This window comes from Vibrio palustris (assembly GCF_024346995.1).
Lineage (GTDB): Bacteria > Pseudomonadota > Gammaproteobacteria > Enterobacterales > Vibrionaceae > Vibrio > Vibrio palustris.
The window spans coordinates 66819-91181 of the sequence record NZ_AP024888.1 but is presented as its reverse complement, the minus strand read 5'-3'; the positions used below and the strand labels follow the sequence as shown (position 1 = coordinate 91181).

Sequence of the window (24363 nt, the reverse complement as noted above, 5' to 3'; positions counted from 1 at the left end):
GATGAAATCATCACACCAAATCTAGCTAACCTTCTAGTACATCAACAACCCGCACTCCCCTGCTAACCCAAATTAGCGCGAGTTATTTAAAGCTTACTTATCTTTGATGAAGTATCTCAGCCATTTTCAATAATTCATCGCGAGTCTTTTCAATGTCAGCAATATCATGGCTAACTGTTTTTGAGTTTAGCGTTATATAAGGCACAGTAATAACAGCTACAATTTCATCAAGTACGCCAAAGATTGGTACTGAAATGTTAGTAACGCCGGATATTTGAGGGCTATCTCCAACGTAATACCCCTGCTCCTCTATAGTCTCTACTTTTTTTCTAATGAAATCCAAGTTTTGCGATGTAAAGTCATCTTGCTGCGCTAAGATTTCTGACCTTTTAGTTGGCTCACTAAAACTGAGTAAAACTAAACCAGAGCCAGAGGCACCGATATCTAATTCGGCGCCAATGCGTAAACTAAATCCCATTTTATAAGGGCTCTCTTGACCAGCGATGACAATCAACTTTCCGTTACTATATCGACTAATATGACATGATTGATTGACCAAATAGCTCAGAGTTTCCATAAGGGGACGTGCTTTTTTAAGTAATCGCTCTATTGGTGGAGCTTGATTAGATAAAGCGAACATCTTTAATGTTAAAGCATAAGTCGCGGTATCCGCATCGAACTCAAGATATTGCTTTTCGACCAACACAATCAGCATACGAAAGATTTCATTCACACTACGATTTAGTTGTGTAGCAATCTGTTTTTTAGTCAAAGACTCCGTTTGGCATGCAAGTAGTTCAAGTATCTCGAGACCTTTTTCTAATGCTGGCGCTCGGTATTCTTTTCTCTGTATCGGTTCCAAATTTTTACCACCTACTCGTGCGTATGCATCGGTTTGTAATCATTTCATTTATTCATAAACAAATTTTAAAGCACACAAAAAGAAAGCTCCAAATAACATAGCTTGTTATTAATTAAGTGTAGCGATATTTACCCAATCAACCCCATTATTTCAGGGATAGCCATTGATATGGCAGGGACATAAGTTACTAGCATCAAGATAAGCAATATAGCAAAGAAAAATGGCAATAATGTACGTACCACGCTATCGATACTAATCCCACTCACTTTACAGCCAGTAAAAAGAATCGGTCCTACAGGGGGAGTGATCGTTCCTAATGATAAGTTAAATACTAATAAGATACCAAACTGAACCGGATCCATTCCTAATGCCATACAGATTGGCAAGAAAATTGGAGTAAAAATAAGTACCGCTGGCGTCGGATCCATAAAAGTTCCAACAAATAAAAGTATCACATTAATAATCAATAAAATGATAATTGGATTATCAGTTACTGATAGTAAATTATCAGCAATCAAGGCTGGAATTTGAGTAAATGCCATAACCCAAGACATGATCGACGACGTTGCTAGCATAAAGATAACTATTGAAGACATTTTCGCCGCACTTAAAAATATCTCAGGCAGTTTTTTGATATCAAGAGAGCGATAGCCTAGACTTAAAATCAGCGAGTAAACGACTGCAATTGCTGAAGCTTCTGTTGCGGTAAATACCCCTGCGAGAATCCCGCCAATCACTACAACAATAAGAGATAGACTTGGAATCGCATCAACAGTTACTTTGCAGCAATCAGCTAATGTCATGCTATGTTTGGCGATATAGCCACGGCGTTTTGCCATAAAGCCAACCATAATCATGACAGTTAAACCCCATAAAACACCCGGTAAGTACCCGCCCATGAATAAAGCAGAAATTGATACACTACCAGCAACCGTTGCATAAACAATCAGTGTATTACTTGGCGGGATTAACATTCCTGTAGGTGCTGAAGCAATATTAACCGCGGTGGCAAATGCAGGATCATAACCCTCTTTTTTCTGAATTGGTGACATAATACCACCAACTGCCGCCGCAGAAGCCACACCAGAACCACTGATTGAACCAAACAACATGTTTGATACCACGTTGGTTTGCGCTAAAGAACCAGGAAAAAAACCACTAATGATCTTAGAAAAATTAATTAATCTTATCGCGATCCCCCCATTATTCATTATGTTGCCAGCAAGTATAAAAAATGGAATTGCTAGTAAAGCAAAAGAGTCTAAACCAACAAACATTCGCTGAGCAGATGTCAGCATTGCACCTTTCGTTGGTAGAATAATCAGCATAGCCGCAAAAGATGAAATACCTACTGCGACACTGATAGGTGTGCCGACTACAAGAAAAAATATTACACCACCAAACATGATTAAAGCGGCAATAAGTGCCATATCCATTGCTATTTCCTTATATTATTGTTTTGTAATGATTTAAGGCGAGAAATAAACTCAATCTCATGATATAAGAAATAAAATAAAATAATCACACCACCGATTGGGATAATCGAATAAATCATCCCCATTGGGATTTGCAATGCTGAATCTTGCTGCCACATTTGTCTTATTGCCGTATTGTAACCACCAAAAATCATAATAGAACAACCAAAGACTAAGATGATTAGCTCAATAAACATATCGAGGTAGACTTTAGTTTTTTCCGAAAATTTATCTTTAACAAAAGTAATACTCATATGTTCACGTAAACCAAAAACATATGCACTCCCTAAAAAAATCAACCAAATAAATAAGTACCTAGACAAAACCTCACTTACACCACTAGGACTATCAAATAAATATCGAGAAATAACTTGATATGTCACCAATACTGTCATGACGCCAATGATCGTGATGCATATCCAAGAAATCAGTCGATCGACGAAGAGTTTAAGCTTATTCATCACTGACATTAATTTAGATTCATTCCTACGTAACATATCTCTCTACCTTAAACAAATCTGAGATATCCCATATCCCATATCCCGCCATATTGTTTTTATCTGAGCTCTGTGATTTTTTTAAATAGTTCTTTTTGAGCTACCGTTTTTATTAGGCTCTCTTGCAAGCGCTTACAATTCTTTTGGAACGGCTTAATATCAACGTCGTTAAATTTGGCACCTTTAGATTGAGCAATAGCTTTCGCTTCTGAAATTTGGTTTTTCCATAATTCAAATTCAATTTTGGTACTTTCTTTGACTAAGTTAACCAAAATATCTCGGTCTACTTTTGACATGGAAGAAAGGAAATCTGTACTCATTACGACCAAATCTGGCACCATTAAATGACGAGTTGAAGAGAAGTAGGGCGCAACTTCATATTGCTTTAAATCAGCATAAGTAATTTCGTTATTTTCTGCACCGTCAAGAACTCCCTGCTGAATAGCACTGTATACCTCGCCTTGACCCATCGCTACGCCTGTCCCGCCCATACAAGAAAGCATTTTGATCATAGTGTCAGACTGCATTACGCGAATTTTTTCACCCTTCATGTCATCAATCGTATTAATAGGGCCTTGTTTGGTGTACATGCTTCGAGCACCTGCGGTATAAGCAGTCAAGACTTCAAAACCAAATTTCCTAGTTGAAGAAAAAAGATCATTAAGCATGCCCGAAGTAAAGACGTTTTCTTGGTGTTCTGGACCAGTATAAATATATGGCATACCGATCACACGGAACGTTTTGTCGTAGTTTTCAACTAATGGATTTGCTACGACGGCCATTTGTACTGAGCCCATTTGTATTAGTTCTAGCGCTGCACGTTGATCACCAAGTAGTTCGTTGGGAAAAATCGAAATCTTATAACGACCTTCTGTTTTACTTTCGAGTTTTTCAGCTACATCTTGTAGTGCAACATACTGGGGATGTTGATCTGATTGGTTGAATGCCACTTTAATTTCTGTTGCAGCATTAACGAATGAAGACATAGCTAGCGCGCTACCAATAACCGCTACCAATGTTGCTTTTTTTAATGAGGTACGAATAAACATGTCATTATCTCCATATAATTTATTATTTAATTGAATTCATATCGACAAAATCCATATCTTCAAAGGTTTGGTTTTCTCCAACCATTCCCCAGACAAAGCTGTAATTTTGTGTTCCACAACCAGAGTGAATAGACCAACTTGGTGACAGCACTAACTGCTTGTCATGCACAATAATATGACGGGTTTCTTGTGGCTCTCCCATGAAATGAAAAACAACTTGTGCAGGCTTAATATTGAAATAAAGGTAAGCTTCCATCCGACGCTCATGAGTATGAGCTGGCATCGTATTCCAAACACTTCCAGATTTAAGATGAGTCACGCCCATACATAATTGGCACGTTGATACGACCTCGGGATGCAAGTATTGAGTAATAACTCGATAATTGGCATTTTCTTGTGAGCCTAGCTCAACTCTCTTGGCATCTTTACATCGAATAATATGAGATGGATAAGTATGATGTGCAGGAGCGCTTAGACAATAGAATGATGTAGGTTCAGCTGCATCACATGATTCGAATTCAATATTTTCTTCGCCTTTACCAAGATACAAGACGTCGAGATATTCCAATACATAAGTTTCGCCCTTACAACGAACTTCACCTTTTGGTCCCAAATTCAAGATCCCTAACTCACGGCGCTCTAAAAAGAAATCGGTGCCGAAAGCTTTCTTATCTATTACATCATCAAGCTTTAGAATTTTTTCAGTTGGACAAACTCCCATAGCAACTATTCGATCAATGTGGCTATACACAACCTTAACTTGATTGACTTTAAATAGGTCTTCAGTAAGAAATTCTTCTCTTAGTCGAGAAGTATCATAACTTTTGGCATCCGTTGGGTTACTGTTGTAATTGATAAACATTGATTTCTCCTTAGTAATAGTAAGAGATTAACTGTTATTCATATATGATCAATAATGTTCATATACGAATATATGTAAATGTGAACTATGGCATCAACTTTATTGAAACAACGTTTCTTTTTTTGAGGTCAATCATATTAATCATTTTTCGAATACATTGAATAAGATGAAAGGTACCAATAATTATTAAAGCTATGGGAAGGGATTTTCGGGTAATAAAGAAGTTAAAAATTAAAGACATAGATAAATAAGGGTGTTATACAAACCGCTCAGAACTAACGGATATGCATTATATTGGCATAGTGAACGTTGCCACCTGATTATTGGTGTTAAGAGACTCCTAATAGCACGACAGATAAAATTGTGACCAAGCGTACTAGATGAACTTTTGGTGTGGAGTTCAAACTTGACGCAATACAATTGGCTCTCTATAAAAAATACTCTGTTGTTTAAACAGTAAAATCGATGATGGATAAGTTGGTAAGGTAACTCACCAACACTTCAATAGACGACCAAACGCATCGTATTGAGTTTGACCGCGCTGCGCATCATCAATTGTCGTGAGGTTGCCCGCTTGGCTGTATTCATAACGTCGACGCAATTTAAGCTGCGCTTGCTGACGCGAGGTGTGCTCAAGTAAGCGCCCCATCTCGTCATACAAATACTGGATTTTTAAACTGCCATGTTGGCGGTCGGTTTCGAGCCCATTGACTTTGTATTGGTGGGTGGTGCGGCGCTCGCCATTCAGTGAAACATGCTAAACTCGGCCTTTAGAAAACTGATAATCGACGGCTTGCCCATCCGGCAAGGTCATACTGGTCAGTTGCCCCATCGCATCGTACGCATAGCCTTGGCTTGCCCAACCTTGATGCTCTTCTTGCAACTGACCCAATACGTTATAACGATACACCAAAGGCCAATGACCATCATCCACCTGAGTCAATTGACCGCGCGCATCGTATTCATAGCGAAACTCACGCCCATCAAAGGTCACTTCACGGCTCACATGGCCGGTGGGCGCGTATTCAATCTCGTAACGTTCCCCTCGTTCATTAATAATCTCACTTAAGAAATTAAAACGGTTGTGATACGCGTATTGGAGTGACGTGCCATCGGGATTAATGCGGCGAGTTACTTAGTGGTTTGGCCACGCGTATTCAAATTGGGTTTGACGCCCTTGTTCATCGGCCTGCCGCGTGACTTTACTGTACGCGTTGTATTGATAGGTACGGACATAGCCGCCCGGAAGCACATGCTTGATTAAGCGGCCAACTGGGTCGTAATGCAGCTCGGTGACACCTAGTGAATCTTGACGGTAACGTAAGCGCCCCATCACATCATAGCGGTAACGAATTTTTTCACCTTGTGGGGTGACTTCTTCAATCAGCTGGCCATTGAGATTCCAATGCAATTGATGCGCACTGCCATCGGCATAGGTAATTTTATCGATTAACCCATGATCGTTATAACGATAGCGCGTGGTGTGCCCAAGCGGATTGACTTGTTCAGCAATATTGCCGAAATCATCATAGCGATAACGCCATGTGGCGCTATCTTGAATAACATCCGTGAGCAGATTTTTATGATAGCGAAACTCAGTGATGACGCCATTGGGCTCAGTTTTGGCGATCGTTTCGCCGCGATCATTAAAACGATACTCGGTTTTATTACCTGAGGTGTTTTTTTGGTTTCCGAGAGATAAGTTACCTTGCTTATTTAACGGTGGGTGTCCTTGTTAAATTTGCAAGGCAAGGTAAGAAAGAGTTAAAACAACCTCAAAGTTGAGAGCGCTTTTTAGCCGCTTCGCGGCAGAGCTGGTCAACTTTTTTAAGCAAAACTGGATTACGATGTTCACCCGCCATAGAGCGAATCGCACCTTTGGCTTGCTCTACATCTCCCGTTGATGTCACATACAGCGGTTTTTGACTACCACCGCGATACACAGCAAATTTTGCACTGATATCGACAAACGGCTTTTTCGCCACGCCAATAATTTCCACCTCGCCGCCTAAACTGTCATAAAGGTGCTTACCTAAACCACTTTTGGCGACGCCATCTAAATAAACATAGCCATCAACAACGATGACATCTGGCTGTAGCTTATGCTCTTGAAGCAACTGCAAGATACAAGGTAATTCCCTTTTATAAAAACTCCCCGGCTCATATTCAGCAACCTGTTCAACTTCAGTTAAGTAACATTGCGTCGTATCTAACGAAGACCAGTTTTCAAAAAGAACACCAGCGACATCCGCTTTATGGCCTGTATATTGCACATCTATAGCTAAAATCATACTCACTCTTATATGAATTTATATTTCATACTTTTATTATTAATTAAAAGGGTTTTTTGTATTTCTTCCTCACTTATGTTCGTACTGCTCAAAGTCAAAAAATGTACTTGATCAAAACAACCTTGTTCTATCAAAAAAGAGAAAAACTTATTATCTATATAGTCTCCTTCCATATAAAAAAAACAATTAAACTTCTTTTTTATTAAGAAAGAAACATCTAATGATTTAAAAAAAATACATTGCTGATTTAATGAATGATAATATTTATTAAGATCACCATACATAATTAGAGACCTAATAGTATTAGATTCTAATTTATATTCAAAAACAAAATATGGTTTTTTCTTTATAGAAAAAAACTCTATATTATTATACATATCAAAACAGTAAGATTGATAATAATCACCGGACGATATAACATCATACTCTTCAATATTTCCATTTTTATAGAAATTTACACTTTCTAATATTGAACCATTATCTACTATAGCTTCTTCTATACAATAACCATCATCAAAGTCATATATAATTCCGCTAAATCTTTTACCATCTAATAAAATAGGTTCACAAGAAAAATCAGTATCATCTTCTTCTAAAGAATCTCTTAAATATCTCAAAGCATGATTATCATACTCAAAGTAATTGTGATAACTATCATACTTTATACCGTCACTATATTTAAAAGAATCAGTAACCTGAGAATCTTTAATTATAAAAGCTATTCCTGTAAACAGAGCTTTATTAAAATAAGTATAATCTCCCTCTACCTCTAATAGGTTATGATCAACTCTCAACATTATTAATTAGTCCTACCTGTAATAACATTTACTTGCCTAGGGATTATACCGCTACAATGGAGGCAAGCGGAAAATGGGGAGCCTTGGCCACCATGTCTATCTGGTGATAGTTTGTGTGTCGCAACATCGACTTGGCTATAATCGAAGGAATTATGGTCAATCCCCATATCTGTCAAATAATGATTTATATCATTCATGGCCCTAACTTCAGCATGAGTACCTGGTAACCCATTATTTTTCAATGGCCACTCTCCATTATGTGCAGTTAAGTGTTGTTTTATCCAATCAGCCGTAACCGGGTGTAAGCCTGCATCAGTAGATGCAGCATATGATTTTGTAAGATATTCATTAACATACTCGTTAACATCAGGTATTTTTATTAACTCTCCATCGCCTAATTTTATTACACTATCGGGTTTATTTCTATCAGATAAAGGATTGGGTCCACCCAAATTTTCAAAATCTGGTGTTTCATATTTACCATTTATACCAGCCCTAGAAGTTGCGGCTAATTGCTTCAACTTATTCTTAGATGAATTATCTTTAAGAAATTTAGCTCTCTGAGCAGATCTTTCTTTTAATGAATTACTATAAGCCGCTGGCCCTTGACACAACCCCAACGGATCCACCCAACCCGTCGGGTTTTTCACGTACTGATAGTTATTTAACCCACCGGCCAGACCAATGGGGTCCACCGTGATAAAGCGCCCTGTATCGGGACTATAATAGCGATGGCGGTTGTAATGCAACCCAGTTTCTTCATCATGGTATTGCCCTTGAAAACGCAGTGGGCTGTTGACTACCTTAACGCGCTCTCTCGCCACATTCCCGTAAGCATGGTAATCCACCGCCCACGCGATGGTGCCCTCGGCATCGGTGATTTCTAACGGGGTGCCGATTTGGTCAACGTGATAGAAATACGCCTGCGCATTGTCTGGGCCTTCACCGGTGATCATCGCCAGTGGGCGGAAGCTGCCGTATTCGTACAGATACGTCTGATAATGGGAATCGGACGATTCAGCCAGCAGTTTATTACCTTGCCATAAAAACTCAGTAGTAAAGGTTTGACCGATTTTATCGGTCACCGATTTCTCAATCCGACGACCAAACGCATCGTATTGATACGTGGCCACACTGCCATCCGGTTTGGTCACCTTAATCAAGCGATGCTGCACATCGTATTCATAATCGGTGACTAACTTACCCGCCCGGCCGCGGCTTTCACGGGCAAGGTTACCGAACTCATCATAGGTATAATGTTTATCCCCTTGAAAGCGCAGTTGGTTGCCTTCCACATTAGCTTTACGATCGAGCAATAAGTTCCCCGCTGGATCGTGCAAAAAGCTTTCATCAACGACACCACGGACGGTGGTTAAGCGATCGAGCGGGTCATAGTCGTATTGAGTTTGACCGCGCTGCGCATCATCAATTGACGTGAGGTTGCCCGCTTGGCTGTATTCATAACGGCGACGCAGTTTAAGCTGCGCTTGCTGACGCGAGGTGTGCTCAAGTAAGCGTCCCATCTCGTCATACAAATACTGGCTTTTTAAGCTACCATGTTGACGATCGGTTTCGAGCCCATTGGCTTTGTATTGGTGGGTGGTGAGGCGCTCGCCATTGAGCGAGACATGCTGAACTCGGCCCTTAGAAAACTGATAATCGACCACTTGCCCATCCGGCAAGGTCATACTCGTCAGTTGCCCCATCGCATCATAAGTATAGCCTTGGCTCGCCCAGCCTTGATGCTCTTCTTGCAACTGACCCAATACGTTATAGCGATACACCAAAGGCCAATGACCATCATCCACCTGCGTCAATTGACCGCGCGCATCATATTCATAATGCACTTCGCTCTCATCAGGCAAAATTTTAGCAATCACATTCCCCAACGCATCATATTGATACTGAGTCACCAACTCAGTCCCTTGGCTACCTACCTCGGTTTTTGCAATCAACTGCGTATGGGCATCGTATTCATAGCGAAACTCACGCCCATCAAAGGTCACTTCACGGCTCACATGGCCGGTGGGCGCGTATTCAATCTCGTAACGCTCACCCCGTTCATTAATGATTTCACTTAAGAAATTAAAACGGTTGTGATACGCGTATTGGAGTGATGTGCCATCGGGATTAATGCGGCGAGTCACTTGGTGGTTTGGCCACGCGTATTCAAATTGGGTTTTACGCCCTTGCTCATCGGTCTGCTGCGTGACTTTACTGTACGCGTTATATTGATAGGTACGGACATAGCCGCCCGGAAGCACATGCTTGATTAAGCGGCCAACTGGGTCGTAATGCAGCTCGGTGACACCCAGTGAATCTTGACGGTAACGTAAGCGCCCCATCACATCATAGCGGTAACGAATTTTTTCCCCTTGTGGGGTGACTTCTTCAATCAGCTGGCCATTGAGGTTCCAATGCAATTGATGCGCACTGCCATCGGCATAGGTAATTTTATCGATTAACCCATGATCGTTATAACGATAGCGCGTGGTGTGCCCAAGCGGATTGACTTGCTCTGCAATATTGCCGAAATCATCATAGCGATAACGCCATGTGGCGCTATCTTGAATAACATCCGTGAGCAGATTTTTATGATAGCGAAACTCAGTAATGACCCCATTGGGCTCAGTTTTGGCGATCATTTCGCCACGATCATTAAAACGATACTCGGTTTTATTACCTAAGGCGTCAATTTCTGCCGTCAGGCGACCTTTATCATCATATTCTTTGAGGTATTCACCGCCAGAGGCATCGACTTCACGAACTAACCGCGCGTTCTCATCGTGTTGGTAAACCTGCTGTGTGCCATTACTGCTAGTCAGCGTCACCGTGTTGGCCGCATCGTCCCACTCATAAGTAGTATCGACATTGTCGAGGTTACTGTATTGACGGATGGCACGAACCTCTTTGCCGCTCCCTTCCCAATCCCAGTAGAAAATAGCACCACCGGCTAATTCGCGAGATTGAATCACATGCAGCTCGTCATAGGTGTATTTTTCTACTTCACCATTAGCATTGCTTGCCGCGATTAACTGTTGACGCTCATTATAGGCGTAACGAACTTGGGTTTGCGCTAATTGCCATTCTTGAGAGTTAGCTTGCCGAGCATAAAGATCAACGTTCTTAATCAGAGACTGGTCATTATAGGTCAGAACATATTTAACGTTGGTATCCGTACTCACTTCAACCGGACGCTGATTATTATCGTACTTAATATGCAGCTGATGATCGTACTTATCTTTAATCGTCAGTAACTTACCTACGTCACCATCCAATTCGAAAATGTAGTGCTTGTCATCGGAAAGAATAACAATATTATCGTCTTGATTAAGAAAAGCCGCTGAGCCCGCCATCGTATTGGTTACGGCAGGCAATTGGCGTGTCGGCCTAGGATAACGAGTGAGCTTACTTTCACTGTCTTTCCAAATGATGTCATCGCCGTCGACTCGTAATGAGTGAGCCAAAGGATGGGTCCAACCAAACCCTAAGCCATTATTATGTTCCACGGCACTGGTGCGGTATAGGCGCTTCCATTCAAACGGTAATAAACCAATTAATTCACCATCGACAATGGATAAGAGCTCTTCTCCGGTCACCATGGAAATTGGGTCTTCATCACAAACTGTGTTGTCTTCTTTTTGCGTCGGTTTGTCTGTTTCTGTTTTAGACGCTTCACTGTCATCAACCAGTTTCGATTCACGCCCTTCTAGCACGGAGTTCGTTTGATTGTCCGCCTTAACCATCACTGTGCCATTACGGTACTCTTGAGTGCCACCTTTGTTTAAGGCTAAACGCTTATATTGAAGTCCAGCGTTAGTGATCAATTTCTTGGCATACTCTAGTAATTCGGAGAAGATATTGAGGAAGGGCTCGAGCGCCGTCCAAGCAGCTTTGGACACATTTTTCGCGATTTTAAAGGTCGCGTATGCAACCCCCATAGCTGGCGTGGCGATGAATGAAACAATCACACCGCCCAATAATCCAATGAGCACCCCTACAATGACACTGCCGCCAAGTTTGGCTAATTCTTCGAAAAACGGCATCATGGGTGCCATCGAAATATAGGCCATAATGGCATTAATGAATAAGAACATGGCCGCTTCATCAGAGGCAAACAGCATTAATTTTTCTAGCTTTTCTGGTGCACTTTCGGCCGCTTCTTTTATGGAGGCTATAATATCCGCAGCGCCTTCTTTCATGTCTTGTAATGCGCTTTCAGGATCTTTAAGTAAATCATAGATATCACCGATCCCTTTCCAGAAATCGACCAGACCGTCCCATAACCCCTCGGCAAATTGACCTAAAATAGCAACAATGTCATCAGAGAATGACCGACGAAACTCGACTTCCCACCGTGGTTTGAATCCCTCCCATTTCTTAGTGAGCCACTTCACTAAATCCGCACTTAACGCGTCATAATGAGCGAACAACGCATCGAGTTCATCTTCACTCGGCTCATGATTGATTTCAACGGTGTATTTTTTGCCCGGCTCTAGGTCTTTAAATTTGGTTTCACCTTGAGGGTTTAACACCTGGCTTTTGACAACACTGCCATCGTCCGCTTTTAGCAAAACGGGCACTGAGCCAATGGGGACGGTATAAATAGATTGATACGCACTGGTTACGTTCAACTCACCCGATAATGGACAAGTGACGGAGGTCGACACATTATCATCATCTTTACCGACGACTTTAGACTGGGCCCCCACAGTGAGCATTTTATCCATAGAAAACAACGTCGGTAAATCCACCGCTTCAGACGCGGTATCGGCTGCACGGAAGTACCATTTTTTCGTCATTTCACGATATTTGGGCAGAAGATCGGGAATGCCGTCGATTTGCTTATCAATGTAAGCATAAAATTCTTGTTGTTCACTCATTACAGATTTCCTAGCCGACGTTGTTCTTGTTCGATAAATTCAATAAAGCCTTGTAAATACTGACCTTCGAGGTGCTTATTTTTTATTACAAAGCGATGGGCTTTTTTATGTAATACCGACTCGTTATAGGCATCGTGAAGGGCTTGGCTATAATCACTGAGTCCCTTAAGCAAATTGGTAATTAACACAGAAGGATCGTTTGCTAACTGTTCAACGACCTCTTGCGGCACGCTCCACCACGGGAAATCTTTTTTACTGGTGTCTTTCACGTCGGTGTTATGAACCGCGTCACTGGCAGAAGCCCACACAGCCATCGGCCCCATCAGTTTGCTGCGCTGCGCGTCGTCACATAACGTCGCCACTTGAATACCAAAGCGGGGGTCAAAAAAGCGGAAAAACACATACTCACCGTTGGGCATCCACACTTGGGTTAGTCCCTGTAGATGCTCTCGAACTAAGGCGTAAGGCTGCTGTGAGCCCACCAGCATACCCCAATCATTAGGCGCGTCATCACTTTGCACCCACTCCAAAAACGGGTGCTTGGCATCCACCGCAGCAATGCGTGGCATGACTTCTTTCCAATCTTCATATTGGGTGCCGAGCCACAGGCCCAGTACATCGTGACCACCATGCTCGTGAAACGCTTGCAGCACAGGCGCATCACTGGTGGTATTGAGAACCACATACCACTGCAAGTTGGAGTTTTCTTCAATTATGCTGAGCATGCGCCTTCCTTACATTTTTCACATTCTTCACAGAAGGGCGCTGAAGATTTCATGGTCGCGACTTGCGCGGGAGTGAGGATCGGTTTCGGATCGGCAGGCGGCGCATCCACTTTACCGGGTTGAATTGCTCGCTTACCGGTATACGCAGAGCCAGAGCTGGCGCTGCCGCCCGCATTTAATGTCACAGCAGGACCAGATAAAGCGACACCGGCACTATCAATCTTGACGAAACTGCCACCCGTAGTGAGTGTCAGCTCAGCGCCAGCTTCGACCACTAATTTGGCGCCGGCTTTTAGCGAAATTTCTTGGCCGGCATCGACTGCCAATAAGTTGCCGACTTTATATTGGTTCTGCGCTTCGGCCCCCGTGATGGTGCCCACTTCTTCAAAGCAATCTTTCGTCACCGAGCTGCGGTTTTCACCCATGATGGTGGTGTGCTGATTTTTACCAATCTTGGTAAAACTGTCATGGTCCACCGTGTTATGTTTATCGTGGTGGATCATTTCAGTGTGATCGTTATTGACGATCGCTTCGTAATCTTTTTGCGCGTGTAAATAAATTTTTTCACTGTCCGCCTGATCTTCAAAACTCAGTTCGTTATAACCTTCACCTTGATGAGTGGCGGTGCGCATTACAGTTTTGGTTTTATGATCCGGCAGCGGGTATGGCGTCGTATTGGTTTCATGATAGGTACGCCCGGTAATGATCGGCTGATCTGGGTCGCCGTTTAAAAACGTCACAATAACCTCATGACCGATACGTGGTAGTGCCATCATGCCGTACTGGCTGCCAGCCCAACCTTGCGATACGCGAACCCAGCACGAGCTTTGTTCATCACTGTTGGAGTAGCGATCCCAAGGGAAATGCACTTTCACACGGCCATATTTGTCACAGAAAATCTCTTCGCCATCAGGGCCAACCACCACGCCAATCATTGGGCCATCCACTTGTGGCTTTGGCTGAGGCTTCGCTTGCCAAGTCACCGCCGCCGGAACCAGCGTAAATTGGTTCGCGTATAAGGTTGCACCGCCGCCCGCATCTTCTTCCAACGCTTGTGGCTGTTTGCCTTGATGGCGAATGGCCACCACTAAGTAGTCACCGTTGACATCGTCGTTGAGGTGCTCGCTTAAGGTAAATTGATAACCGGCGCGCAGTTTCGGTTGGTTACTTTTTCCTTGTGCGGTGCGCGCATTACGGCGCAGATACTCGGTGCGAATTTTAGTAAACGCTTCACCTGTAGCATCATCTTTAAAGCGGCCAGGAAAATCAAAATGCTCATATTGAGCCTGTTGATAGTCCATATTCACGCCATCAGCGTGTTGAGGAAAGGTATAGGTCGGTTTTTTAAAGCTGTAGTCTTCCAGCGTAGTGGTACTGACACCCATTTGGGTATTAACCGTCAGGTGCGATACATACGGTACATCGACTGCCCCGCCTGACAGCGAGTTGTAGGCGATTTCACCATTGATCTTGGGTAAACTTTCCGTACTGTCGGTAAAGAGAACGGTATGTTTGCCTTCTTCATGAATAAAGCTGTAGATCAGGCCTTCTTCTGCGGCGAGGCGATGCAAAAACTCAAGATCGGTTTCGCGGTATTGCACACAAAATTCACGTTGTGCGCAGCTCCGTTTGACAGAAAACGCATAATCATTAATGCCCATTTCTTGCATGATGATCGAGAGAATTTCCGGCACGGTTTTTAACTGAAAAATACGGCTATTCTGGCGCAGCGATAAGCGCTCTAAAGCAGGAACAAGCGTCAGTGAGTAATAAGTAAAATGATGGCCAATGTCTTTTTGACCAAAATGCCGGACAATGCCATGTACACGTTGTACTAATTCACCATCACGATAAAACGTTAACTCTGCTGTTTTATCAATCAGTTGTTCCGGTGTAAAAGTCGATTGGCGGCTTGCCAACTCCAACGCATAACGAAACCCGATACACGCGTCACCTTGCACGCCATCGTCAGAGAGTGACTCAAGCCCTTCAAAACTATGTACGCGAAGCGCATCGTCTTCAAGCCCTTCTACTTGTAATTTAAAGCCTAACGTTGCCATTCTGCCAATTCCTTCTACCCATCATTATGGGTGTTTACCCTGCTATGAACGTGCAGTGTGTATTCATTTTTGAATGTATCGCTCTAGTCACTAAACCTTATGAGTGAGGGCCTAGTGAATAAAGCACTACCGTTTTGTCGCCAACCTCATTAAACAGCAAAGTCAATGCCAACTAAATCGTACTAATAATCAATGAGCTAGATTCATATAAAACACATTAAGGCAAGAAATTGCTCAGATTGAGCAATTTCTTGCTTCAAACCACAACTTATTGCCCAATGAGAGCCTTAGTTTGTGCCTCAGGTCTAAGCCTTTGGCGTAGTTGGAGCATTTGCCAAGATAAGCTAGTGAGTCGTTGCTTTAACACAAGAAACTCTTTATTCGCCTTATCCATTTCCCCTCGCTTAATCAAGGTTTGTACATAATCTACGCGGCCATAAATCGGCGACAAACTGACGGCAAAGTTTTCTAGATCTTGCGTATGTTGCTGTAAAGCATGTAAATGGCCCTTCTTCGCCATTAACGACACATTCGCCATCGTAGTCCGGATCTGCTTAAAACGTTCAATAAAGCGTTCTGTTTGTGCTAAAGCGTCTTGTTGAGTTTTATGCAACTCATTATTTAATTCAGCAACTTGTGACGAGCCAGGATACAAGGTGTTGAGTACCGCCATTTCTTGCTGGGCTCGCCATGGATGGCTGAGCATCGACGCTCTCATATGCTGTTTAATCGATGTTGAATACAGCGGCACAACATCGGGTTTCCAACGTTCTAGCTGCGTTTTTGATACCTGTTTTTGATAACGTTTAGCTTGAGCTGACGACTGTAATATCGGTACCGATTGTGAAATGGCATAATCATTTTTATGGAACCATGCGAGATTCTGATAGCCATACCAAGCACCAATTACTAATAAACCCCCAACAATACATGCAACAATTAAGCTCCAATAGTAGCGCTGGCGTGATATTGTCGCTTGCTGAGCTTGCACTTCTTTATCTTGACGCTTCATTAACGTGTGATAACGCGCTTCAATGCGGTCAATATGCTCAAAGAGCGCGAAGCCAACACTTTCAAAATCCACGATTTGGCTCGGCTGTTGCTGCTCAAGTAACTGGTGCAAACGCTCACAATAGCGCTCAGCACGGTATAAATCGCGCAGCGCTGCATAATCTGGCTTTAATTCTTTCAGCTCTTTCGCCACACGTGTATTGACCCAGTCTATAATATCTTTGTGCGCGCTCGCTTGTTTTGAGCTTGGTTCCCCTCGCTGACTAACATGTGCGGTCAGTAACTCTAGCCCATTAGCATAGCCCGACAAACCCTGCACCTTAAGGCTGGCCAACGTAAAATACGCTGTCATAAGAAAATCGAGACCCGGCCCTTTCGCTAAGCGCATACAGCAGGTATGAACCTCTTCCCAATTGGGACCACCAGCTAGCGGGTTATAGCCACGATTAAGTTGTTCTCGTACCGTTTCATAATCGGCTAAGTCGCGAATTTTATGGGGGTCATCGGTGAGGTGATAATAGTGATTGTCCAGAAAAATCGTATTCTGCATTCGGTGATCGCTCTGAAAAAAAAGGAGCGAGTCACCTCGCTCCTGATGTGGTTAGTACAAAGATTTCGACAAGTTGAATGACTTGAAGACACGCTCAGTAAATGGATTGACGTTGCCTTCGGCATTAATGCGGTAAATCATTTCACCACCATCAACATCGAATTTGTAATCCACTGATGTCGCACTTGCTGACACTACATCACCGTGATCCAATAAGCGGAAGAACGCCCAAGGCCCTTGAATACTCAAGCTGCGCGGTGACACATTACGTTTTGTCGGTACTAATGTCACTTTAGATACCGCTGAATCACGTAGTGTATTTGGCCAGATAAACTCAACGTTTTCACGAGGGCCATGGCTATACGTAAGGTATTGGCCGTCCACGTTCATCACACTGCGACGTTTGTTACCCGTTAAGCGCAATGGTTCCACCGAGAAGCTCACATCCAACACACCTTTACGGTTGAAGAACGCATCACGAATTTTCTCCGCTTGTTTGATTTCGTCTAGCACTTGCTGGCGAACAATACTCTTACTGCTATCACCATCACCAAGATTCACTTTTTCATCAATGAACATTTTCAACTGATTGTTATAGAAGCTGTCTAGCGTACCACCTGGCGCAAAGAACGATTCAAAATCTTCTAGAGATACATCTTTGCGTGAGTTAGGGTTGAATGGATAACGGTTCGCTAACTTTTGCTGGTAAACCCGATAAACATCATCATGCCAACGCGTTTCAAGATGCTTGATCGCTGCTTGTTTTACCACATACCAGCTTTCATTCGCCAACTTCGTCATCATGCTATTCAGTGGCTTAGGTAAGCCTGATGCAATTCGCTTCAAGGTATAAATCGGATCAGAATTTACCAGTTTCAAGCGAGACTTGGTGGCATCTAATGCTGCTGCACCTTCATCTGGTGCATCTTGGATGCCTTTCAGATAGTTTTTCAGCTCGCTAATCGATGCTAATACTTCCTGGAAATAAGCTGGCTTGTTGCCCACTGGTTTTAACATGCCATTGAGCTCAGAGAAAGGCGCGGCAATAGTCGATGCAACTTTATACTTCGATGTTTTGACTAAGGCTTCGTTCGCATCATCATCGTCTAATGATGGATAGATCTCTGTGTTGTTATCCAAAGTTCGTAGCATGCGCTGCAAAGGCTCAACATTACTGGTGATTTTATCTAATACGGTCACCGCATCGTTAATATCACTAAAGTATTTCACATCAATTTCATTGAGCGCTGAATTCCACGTACTGGTGTAATCGGACACATACAACTGACGAATGCGATCACGCAACGCTTGCTTATCCGCTTCACTAAAGTTGGCAGATTTGGTTTGACCTAATACCCAGCTATCAATCAGTGCCAATTGCGATACTGATTCAGACTTCGGCATAAAATAATCTTTAAATCCATGTTTAGTCAGCATTTGTGGAATATAAAGATCACTGCTGTTCACAGTACGTTCTTCAAACACTTCATCAAACACAGGTCCAATCAAACTGCGTAAATTAATAGCAGGACCTAATACCGTTTGTGCATTCAGTTTCAAGTTACGATATACACGCTGCTCATTCGGCATTGAGCCAAGTTGTTGCTGTACACGTGCAATGGTTTTGTCGTAAGGACGCATGATTTTATCGGCCGCTTTATCACCATGCTTGCGATCAGACGTTAAATCGGTATGACGCATTGCATAATCTAAATGCTCAAGTAACTCATTTTGGGTTTCACGCTGACCAGAAAACTCTTGTTGCCAATGTTTAGAAAAGTAGTCCATAACATAATCATTATAACGACCACTCTTATCTGTCATCATGCGATAGACACGCAGCATAGCGAGCTTGTCTTCATCGGTTTGCGCTTTTCGCAAATCCACCATCACATCCGACATCAACAACGGCAAGAAACGCGTTTCCAGTAAATTCAGATAGGTCGCTTCTACGCGAGGGCCAATCGTATGACCTTGATATAAACCAAAATCAGAAACATATTTCGCCTTATCTCGGAAGAAACCAAACTCTAAAGTGGCCTGACGGATTTTATTCAGTGGTTCTAAAACTTCACGTTGAGATGCCATACTTGCGTTAGCTGGAAACTCTTTTTTGTACTGATTCACTTTCGTCAAGACGGCGTCTGCGTGGTTAATATTGGCGCGATAGTATTGTTGCCAAGTACCAATCAACAATACAGACGCAATACTACACGTCAACACAGAAAGTCCGATTAAGCGGCGTTTTTGACGAGTCACTCGGAAGTTGTCAGACGCTAATCCCGCTTCTGGATAAATAATATTGGTAAATAATTTTTGCGTGAAGTAAACCGTTGAGTTTTTCGCATGTTGCGCTCGGTTTATCGCATGGGAAAGCCCATAGCGACGCGAGGCTGCGTCATCAAACGCATTGGTCGGTACCCCTTGCTGATAAACTGAGGTGAAATATGCACCACGGACTAATGCCGACGTAGAAAACTGATCGCTTGCCAACGCTTCTTCAAAAAATTGCGTCAGGATATCTTTTAGCCCTGCCATTTGGCGCGTAAAGCTATAAATCGCATTACGCTCTTCAAGTGGCATAGTTTCAGAGACGGCACTTGGCAATAGATCATGAATACGTTCGACAAATTTTGCGTAATCGGCCGAGAACTCTTGTAGCCAATGGTCTAAATCTTCTATTGAATCCAGTGAGAACGTAAAACCTAAGACTTCTTCGCGTTCTTGCTTCGAGTATTGCTTAAAGAAGGGTTCAAAACCGTACAATAAATCGAGCTTAGTGAGTGTGATATAAACCGGTAAACGCGTCGATAACGTTTCCATCAGCTCACGGAGGCGAGCACGCAATAAGTTTGCATAGGCTTTGCGCTCACTCGCCGTTGCGCTGGTTAATTGTGATACATCTAGCGCTAACACAATACCATTCAACGGACGACGGCTACGCGTATTATCAAGCCAATGAACAAAGTGTTGCCATAAACGACGCTCTAATTCACCATCATTATCCATGTCATGATGGCCTTGCGTTAGCAATTCACCATCCGGATCAATTAAAACTGACTCATCACCAATCCACCAGTCAAACGAGTAAGGATTCTCGCTTTTCTTACCCGAAGCTCGGCGCACAGATGAAAAGACAAAATTTTGTCCAGATCGATTGATTAAGCTGGTTTTACCTGCGTTTTCAAGCCCCATGACTAAATACCAAGGCAGCGCATAAAGATAGTTATGCTTATTCAGGTTTTGCTTCATATCGACCATCACTTGGTCGAGCTCAACTTGCTGACGCTCTTCGTAAACCTTGATAGGGTCTTCACGTAATTGCTCATCACGTTGCTGCTGAGCTTCAAACACTTTCAGCTTACGGGCTTGCCATAATCCCCATAAACCAAAACAGCCAAGGGTGAATAAGCTGCTTGCGATTGCACGCTGTGTAACTGATTCAAGCGGTTTTACGCCAAAAACCTCTAGCCATGGACCGGCCCACCAAATCGCTACATTCAATAAAATGAAGGTAGTGAAGAGCAAAATAGGAAAAGCAGAAACCATACCTGGTTTCAACTTTTTTGCTATTCCGAAAATATATTTCAACATGGATTACACCCTTCGTTTATTCTGACGTTGTATTTCTTTCTAGTTGTTCAATGAGTGACGGTTCCCATTGGGTAACGCTCATGGTTGTCACCTGATTATGTAAGGTTTGGTATTGCTCTTGAGCCATGGCATCTAAGTGATTCGCCTGCATTAAATCTGCTGATAATAAGCGCCAATAGAATTTATCCCTTGGCTCGGAAGCATTAACGAGTCCTTCATTTAGCATATTAAGTGCAACGGCTATACCGCCTTCTTTTGCCATAGTAAACGCTTCTTGGCGTTTTTCCTGCCAATCTCCGCCTGAAGATTGTGCGCCTGATGACTGACGTTGTGCGGCTAGCCAATCCTTCACTAAATCAGTCACGAACGGCTCCCCCCCTTTGAATTTCAAATCATACAAAGACGGTAAACGAGCCAGAAACTGCTCAGTTTCTTCGACAATGGCTTTACACCATTCTTTTTGTCCTAACGCCTCTGCGATATGAAAACTCATCAAATGCCCTTCAAACCAATAAGGTGCGAGAGTCAAACTCTGTTCAACTTTACGCCATAAGGCGAGGTCGGGGTGGCGCATTTGATCTTGATAATCTTTCACGCGGTCTTGCTGCATACCACGCAGCATCGTTTCACCATCAGATTTATGATCCGGCAAGGACGTGATTCCGCCCCACACCGCATAACGACGCAAACGAATCGATAGCGCAGTACCAAAATCTTGTTCAGCTAAAAAGTCTGCTACCTTAAGTAACGTCTGCTTGGCCGCTTTATCACTCGAGTTATCCACCGATATCGAACTGGTCGAGGTCGTGGTGGTGGCGCGCGCAGGCTCAGTTGTTTCCTGAGTTTGTGGTTGATTTTTTTCAACCGCTTGACGATCTTCAATCCGACGTAACTCGGTGCGAATTTTCGTCCCTACGGCTTCTACGCTCTCAGAACTTAAGCCTTTCTCTTCAATGACCTTTTCCCAGGCTTCTAGGCTTTCTAACAAGGCCTCGCGCGCCGCGCTATCGTAACGGCCAAACTCCATTTTATCGAGTAAGAGTGCAAACCGCTGCACCATCTGACTGAAAAACTTACGGCGTGGCAAGTTACCGCGCTTACCTGGCGCCGGAAAGCTCTCTTCCCAGTAATGGCTCATAAAATCTGTCATGACATCAAACGACGTCTTGAATCGTGATGGACTGGTTTCATGATGTAAGCATTGCAGTAAATACACCAACAGTTTGATATCTTTACTTTTCTCTTCGAGCAGCTTAATTGTGCTGTGTTCCACTTCTTCCCACTGCACACTACCATGTGACAATGAGCCAACCTTCATCATTTGATCTTCAACAAAGTCGAATAGTGGATCATCGAACAGTCGCTCACCGACAGGTGAATCACCGGGGATCGGTTGTGTAATGCAGCGGCGGTAATCTGATAATTCCATCTCGCCTCCTACCAGCCGCAACGGTCGCGTAATGCGGACAGTTGAGTTGTCATATCACGAGTGTTAAAGCGCAGACCATCTACAAATGCCGCATTAGAGCGTAACGTTAAGCTTGGCCCTTGGGTCATCGCTTTCATCATACGAATAGCCGGCAACCCACGAGCAGACGACATCAATACACCAATATCATCACTGCGCCAGTATTGCTCTTGGCCGCCTGCAACCGCAATACGAATACGTCCGTCTTTCACTGGTTGTGGCAACGCAATTTCTACGCGGCTAAGATTATGCATACAGCTCATTAATAAAACGGGTTTCGCATTACCTTTGAACTTCGTCTGGGTATTAGTGGCGGTCAAAGCGATCCACGCACTGCTGCCGCGTCCTTCGCCTTTTGTCACTAGAGCACGCGGTTTATCACTCGCTTCATGAGCGGCTTTCATCGCTCGTTGCCAGGCACTCGGAAAGGCTTGTCCTTTACTTTGTTCAACATTGATAGGGGTATTAAATACTTTATCAAAGCAATCGAGTCTTTCTAGACGACCAGTAATATTACGGCATTGCTGTGCCTGGGTTAATACATTACTCGCATCATCGCCTTTCTCTTGAGCAGCCACCGCAGACAAAGCGGTCAAGAGACATGAGGCTGTGACAATAGAACGGAGATGAACACTCAGATTTCGTTTATTCATTAAGGTTTGATCTCCAATTTTTGGCATTTATACGCAAGCGTGCGTTTAGGGATCCCTAAGCTCTCTGCGGCTTTAGCTCGATCCCCTTCGAATAGCGATAAACGCTGTTTTATAATGCTTGCTTCAAATTCATTCAACGCCTGTTTAAGATCATTTACAACGCCGTAATCATGCATGTCATCTGCCTGAGCAGCAGGGTCCGAAGGCGTTGGTATGGACGCAGAGGTGACACTGGATGAAGATGGCTCAGTTATTTGTGATAACGAGTGAAGGCGATGAGCAAAGCACACCTCAGTCACTTGCGTACCATCAGCGGTTTGAGCACATCCAAATTCAATAAGGTGTTTCAATTCACGTACGTTACCAGGGAAATTATGCTGTTTGAGACAATCAATCGCTCTAAAATCTAGGCCACGTACATTTTTGCCGTTTTGTTGATTAAATAAATCCACAAAATGTTGGCTCAATTGTTCAATATCCTCCAAACGCGACGCTAAGCTCGGTAACGTGATGGGGTATTGGAATAAACGGTAATATAAATCCTGTCGAAATGCTTTATTACGCACTTGCTCAATGAGATTAACGTGCGTGGCGGAAACTAAACGAAAATCTGAAGACTGCTCTTCTTTTCCTCCAACCGGACGGAACGTATGAGACTCTAACACTCGTAATAACTTCGCTTGTAAAGCCAGCGGCATATCGCCAATTTCATCAAGAAATAACGTTCCGCCATTGGCTTGTGCAATCAATCCTTGCTTGTCACTATCGGCACCAGAAAAGGCTCCCTTGGCATAACCAAATAACTCACTTTCTAGTAAGTTTTCCGGAATGGCTGCACAGTTAATTGCAATAAACGGCTGATTTTTCCGTGAAGATAAATCATGCACGGCTTGCGCCGCTAACTCTTTACCCGTACCAGTTTCACCTTGGACCATGACAGAAAGCTGTGATTGTGCCGCACTAGCGATTTGTTCACGCAAGCGTTGCATTGCCTCACTCGTACCAATCAATTGACTAGATAGGATATTGGCCAGAGATTGCTGAACCGAGCTACGTCTGAAATCGGATAACGACTCTGATAACGCTTGGCGATCTTTCTCTTCACGCTCCATATCACTTAGTAGTGCCCACTGATGAGAAAATACCGCGACAAAACGCATGAACGCTGCATCATCAAAAGCACCAGTAACGACCTGACTTTCACCAACCATCACCAACAGAGATTGAACCTGCTTTTCTCCCAATGGTAATGGCTGAATCAAGACAGAATCAAACATACCCACTTGCGCAGTCAGTTTGGCAAATGCGCGATTTGATTGCCAAAAAATAAGCTCATCTGCCCCTAAGTGCATCGCATTAGACGATTGCAGTACATGAGCAAACGGGTTATCAAAATCCGTTACTGCCCACGCATACGATGCAGTCGCATTCTGCGAAATAAGCTGGCGTCCGTCCGATGACGGCACCAGCAACATGCAGTTTGAGAGTCCGAGTTCTTGTGACACTAAATCGACAAAGCGTGTCACAAGCTGTTGGGGCTTTCTCAATCCTACAAGATCGGTCGCGAAAGCTAGCCAGTTACTCAT

General features: G+C 43.3%; 19 protein-coding genes. 1 reads left to right on the top strand and 18 read right to left on the bottom strand.

Going from position 1 to position 24363, the window contains the following annotated elements; all coding sequences use genetic code 11:
• Positions 1 to 97: 97 nt before the first annotated feature.
• The 8 genes from OCU30_RS12770 to OCU30_RS12735 form a co-directional block, all read right to left on the bottom strand.
• Positions 98 to 862: an IclR family transcriptional regulator gene (locus OCU30_RS12770; RefSeq protein WP_077314658.1), complete on the bottom strand. Its 765-nt coding sequence runs from the start codon at positions 860 to 862 to the stop codon at positions 98 to 100.
• Between the two features lie 128 nt (positions 863 to 990).
• On the bottom strand, positions 991 to 2298 hold the full coding sequence (locus OCU30_RS12765) for a TRAP transporter large permease (protein WP_077314659.1): 1308 nt from the start codon (positions 2296 to 2298) through the stop codon (positions 991 to 993).
• Positions 2299 to 2300: 2 nt separating this feature from the next.
• The gene (locus OCU30_RS12760; RefSeq protein ID WP_077314660.1) at positions 2301 to 2834 is read right to left on the bottom strand and encodes a TRAP transporter small permease; all 534 of its coding nucleotides are present in this window, start codon (positions 2832 to 2834) and stop codon (positions 2301 to 2303) included.
• 59 nt (positions 2835 to 2893) lie between these two features.
• Positions 2894 to 3883 carry a TRAP transporter substrate-binding protein gene (locus tag OCU30_RS12755; protein WP_077314661.1) on the bottom strand — a complete coding sequence of 330 codons (990 nt, stop codon included), beginning with the start codon at positions 3881 to 3883 and terminating at the stop codon, positions 2894 to 2896.
• 22 nt (positions 3884 to 3905) lie between these two features.
• Positions 3906 to 4745 carry a 5-dehydro-4-deoxy-D-glucuronate isomerase gene (gene kduI, locus OCU30_RS12750; RefSeq protein ID WP_077314662.1) on the bottom strand — a complete coding sequence of 280 codons (840 nt, stop codon included), beginning with the start codon at positions 4743 to 4745 and terminating at the stop codon, positions 3906 to 3908.
• Positions 4746 to 5235: 490 nt separating this feature from the next.
• The gene (locus OCU30_RS12745; RefSeq protein WP_077314663.1) at positions 5236 to 5394 is read right to left on the bottom strand and encodes a hypothetical protein; all 159 of its coding nucleotides are present in this window, start codon (positions 5392 to 5394) and stop codon (positions 5236 to 5238) included.
• A 108-nt stretch (positions 5395 to 5502) separates the two neighbouring features.
• Positions 5503 to 5751, bottom strand: a complete 249-nt coding sequence (locus OCU30_RS12740; protein WP_159439138.1) for an RHS repeat domain-containing protein — start codon at positions 5749 to 5751, stop codon at positions 5503 to 5505.
• Positions 5752 to 5880: 129 nt separating this feature from the next.
• Positions 5881 to 6186, bottom strand: a complete 306-nt coding sequence (locus OCU30_RS12735; RefSeq protein ID WP_476756245.1) for a hypothetical protein — start codon at positions 6184 to 6186, stop codon at positions 5881 to 5883.
• Positions 6187 to 6201: 15 nt separating this feature from the next.
• On the opposite strand from OCU30_RS12735, the gene OCU30_RS12730 reads away from it, so the two are divergent.
• Entirely contained in the window at positions 6202 to 6420 is a 219-nt protein-coding gene (locus OCU30_RS12730; protein WP_235861869.1) for a hypothetical protein, read from the top strand.
• Between the two features lie 100 nt (positions 6421 to 6520).
• Here the strand turns inward: OCU30_RS12730 and OCU30_RS12725 are convergent, their stop codons facing one another.
• The 10 genes from OCU30_RS12725 to OCU30_RS12680 form a co-directional block, all read right to left on the bottom strand.
• A complete protein-coding gene (locus tag OCU30_RS12725; protein ID WP_077314666.1) occupies positions 6521 to 7036 on the bottom strand; it encodes an endonuclease V in 516 nt (171 codons plus the stop codon).
• 8 nt (positions 7037 to 7044) lie between these two features.
• A complete protein-coding gene (locus OCU30_RS12720; protein WP_077314667.1) occupies positions 7045 to 7833 on the bottom strand; it encodes a hypothetical protein in 789 nt (262 codons plus the stop codon).
• A 2-nt stretch (positions 7834 to 7835) separates the two neighbouring features.
• Entirely contained in the window at positions 7836 to 12716 is a 4881-nt protein-coding gene (locus tag OCU30_RS12715) for an RHS repeat-associated core domain-containing protein (protein WP_077314668.1), read from the bottom strand.
• A complete protein-coding gene (locus OCU30_RS12710; RefSeq protein WP_077314669.1) occupies positions 12716 to 13441 on the bottom strand; it encodes a DUF4123 domain-containing protein in 726 nt (241 codons plus the stop codon). Before OCU30_RS12710 ends, OCU30_RS12715 begins: the two co-directional genes overlap by 1 nt.
• Positions 13429 to 15501, bottom strand: a complete 2073-nt coding sequence (locus tag OCU30_RS12705; RefSeq protein ID WP_077314670.1) for a type VI secretion system Vgr family protein — start codon at positions 15499 to 15501, stop codon at positions 13429 to 13431. Before OCU30_RS12705 ends, OCU30_RS12710 begins: the two co-directional genes overlap by 13 nt.
• Before the next feature lie 268 nt (positions 15502 to 15769).
• A complete protein-coding gene (locus OCU30_RS12700; RefSeq protein WP_077314671.1) occupies positions 15770 to 17062 on the bottom strand; it encodes a type VI secretion system ImpA family N-terminal domain-containing protein in 1293 nt (430 codons plus the stop codon).
• A 51-nt stretch (positions 17063 to 17113) separates the two neighbouring features.
• On the bottom strand, positions 17114 to 20656 hold the full coding sequence (tssM, locus tag OCU30_RS12695; protein ID WP_077314672.1) for a type VI secretion system membrane subunit TssM: 3543 nt from the start codon (positions 20654 to 20656) through the stop codon (positions 17114 to 17116).
• A 16-nt stretch (positions 20657 to 20672) separates the two neighbouring features.
• Positions 20673 to 22085: a type VI secretion system protein TssA gene (gene tssA / locus OCU30_RS12690; protein WP_077314673.1), complete on the bottom strand. Its 1413-nt coding sequence runs from the start codon at positions 22083 to 22085 to the stop codon at positions 20673 to 20675.
• Positions 22086 to 22093: 8 nt separating this feature from the next.
• Entirely contained in the window at positions 22094 to 22777 is a 684-nt protein-coding gene (gene vasI, locus OCU30_RS12685; RefSeq protein WP_235861870.1) for a type VI secretion system-associated protein VasI, read from the bottom strand.
• Positions 22777 to 24363, bottom strand: coding sequence for a sigma-54 interaction domain-containing protein (locus tag OCU30_RS12680; protein ID WP_077314675.1), 1587 nt, complete (start codon positions 24361 to 24363; stop codon positions 22777 to 22779). Before OCU30_RS12680 ends, vasI begins: the two co-directional genes overlap by 1 nt.

What these genes read in the sequence shown, in the direction of transcription:
- OCU30_RS12725 (WP_077314666.1), bottom strand. Translation starts at nt 7,036, where the DNA reads ATGATTTTAGCTATAGATGTGCAATATACAGGCCATAAAGCGGATGTC.
- OCU30_RS12760 (WP_077314660.1), bottom strand. Translation starts at nt 2,834, where the DNA reads ATGTTACGTAGGAATGAATCTAAATTAATGTCAGTGATGAATAAGCTT.
- vasI (WP_235861870.1), bottom strand. Translation starts at nt 22,777, where the DNA reads ATGAATAAACGAAATCTGAGTGTTCATCTCCGTTCTATTGTCACAGCC.
- OCU30_RS12730 (WP_235861869.1), top strand. Translation starts at nt 6,202, where the DNA reads ATGATCGTTATAACGATAGCGCGTGGTGTGCCCAAGCGGATTGACTTG.
- OCU30_RS12710 (WP_077314669.1), bottom strand. Translation starts at nt 13,441, where the DNA reads ATGCTCAGCATAATTGAAGAAAACTCCAACTTGCAGTGGTATGTGGTT.
- OCU30_RS12700 (WP_077314671.1), bottom strand. Translation starts at nt 17,062, where the DNA reads ATGCAGAATACGATTTTTCTGGACAATCACTATTATCACCTCACCGAT.
- kduI (WP_077314662.1), bottom strand. Translation starts at nt 4,745, where the DNA reads ATGTTTATCAATTACAACAGTAACCCAACGGATGCCAAAAGTTATGAT.
- OCU30_RS12680 (WP_077314675.1), bottom strand. Translation starts at nt 24,363, where the DNA reads ATGAGTAACTGGCTAGCTTTCGCGACCGATCTTGTAGGATTGAGAAAG.
- OCU30_RS12720 (WP_077314667.1), bottom strand. Translation starts at nt 7,833, where the DNA reads ATGTTGAGAGTTGATCATAACCTATTAGAGGTAGAGGGAGATTATACT.
- tssM (WP_077314672.1), bottom strand. Translation starts at nt 20,656, where the DNA reads ATGTTGAAATATATTTTCGGAATAGCAAAAAAGTTGAAACCAGGTATG.
- OCU30_RS12705 (WP_077314670.1), bottom strand. Translation starts at nt 15,501, where the DNA reads ATGGCAACGTTAGGCTTTAAATTACAAGTAGAAGGGCTTGAAGACGAT.
- OCU30_RS12745 (WP_077314663.1), bottom strand. Translation starts at nt 5,394, where the DNA reads ATGGGGCGCTTACTTGAGCACACCTCGCGTCAGCAAGCGCAGCTTAAA.
- tssA (WP_077314673.1), bottom strand. Translation starts at nt 22,085, where the DNA reads ATGGAATTATCAGATTACCGCCGCTGCATTACACAACCGATCCCCGGT.
- OCU30_RS12755 (WP_077314661.1), bottom strand. Translation starts at nt 3,883, where the DNA reads ATGTTTATTCGTACCTCATTAAAAAAAGCAACATTGGTAGCGGTTATT.
- OCU30_RS12765 (WP_077314659.1), bottom strand. Translation starts at nt 2,298, where the DNA reads ATGGATATGGCACTTATTGCCGCTTTAATCATGTTTGGTGGTGTAATA.
- OCU30_RS12715 (WP_077314668.1), bottom strand. Translation starts at nt 12,716, where the DNA reads ATGAGTGAACAACAAGAATTTTATGCTTACATTGATAAGCAAATCGAC.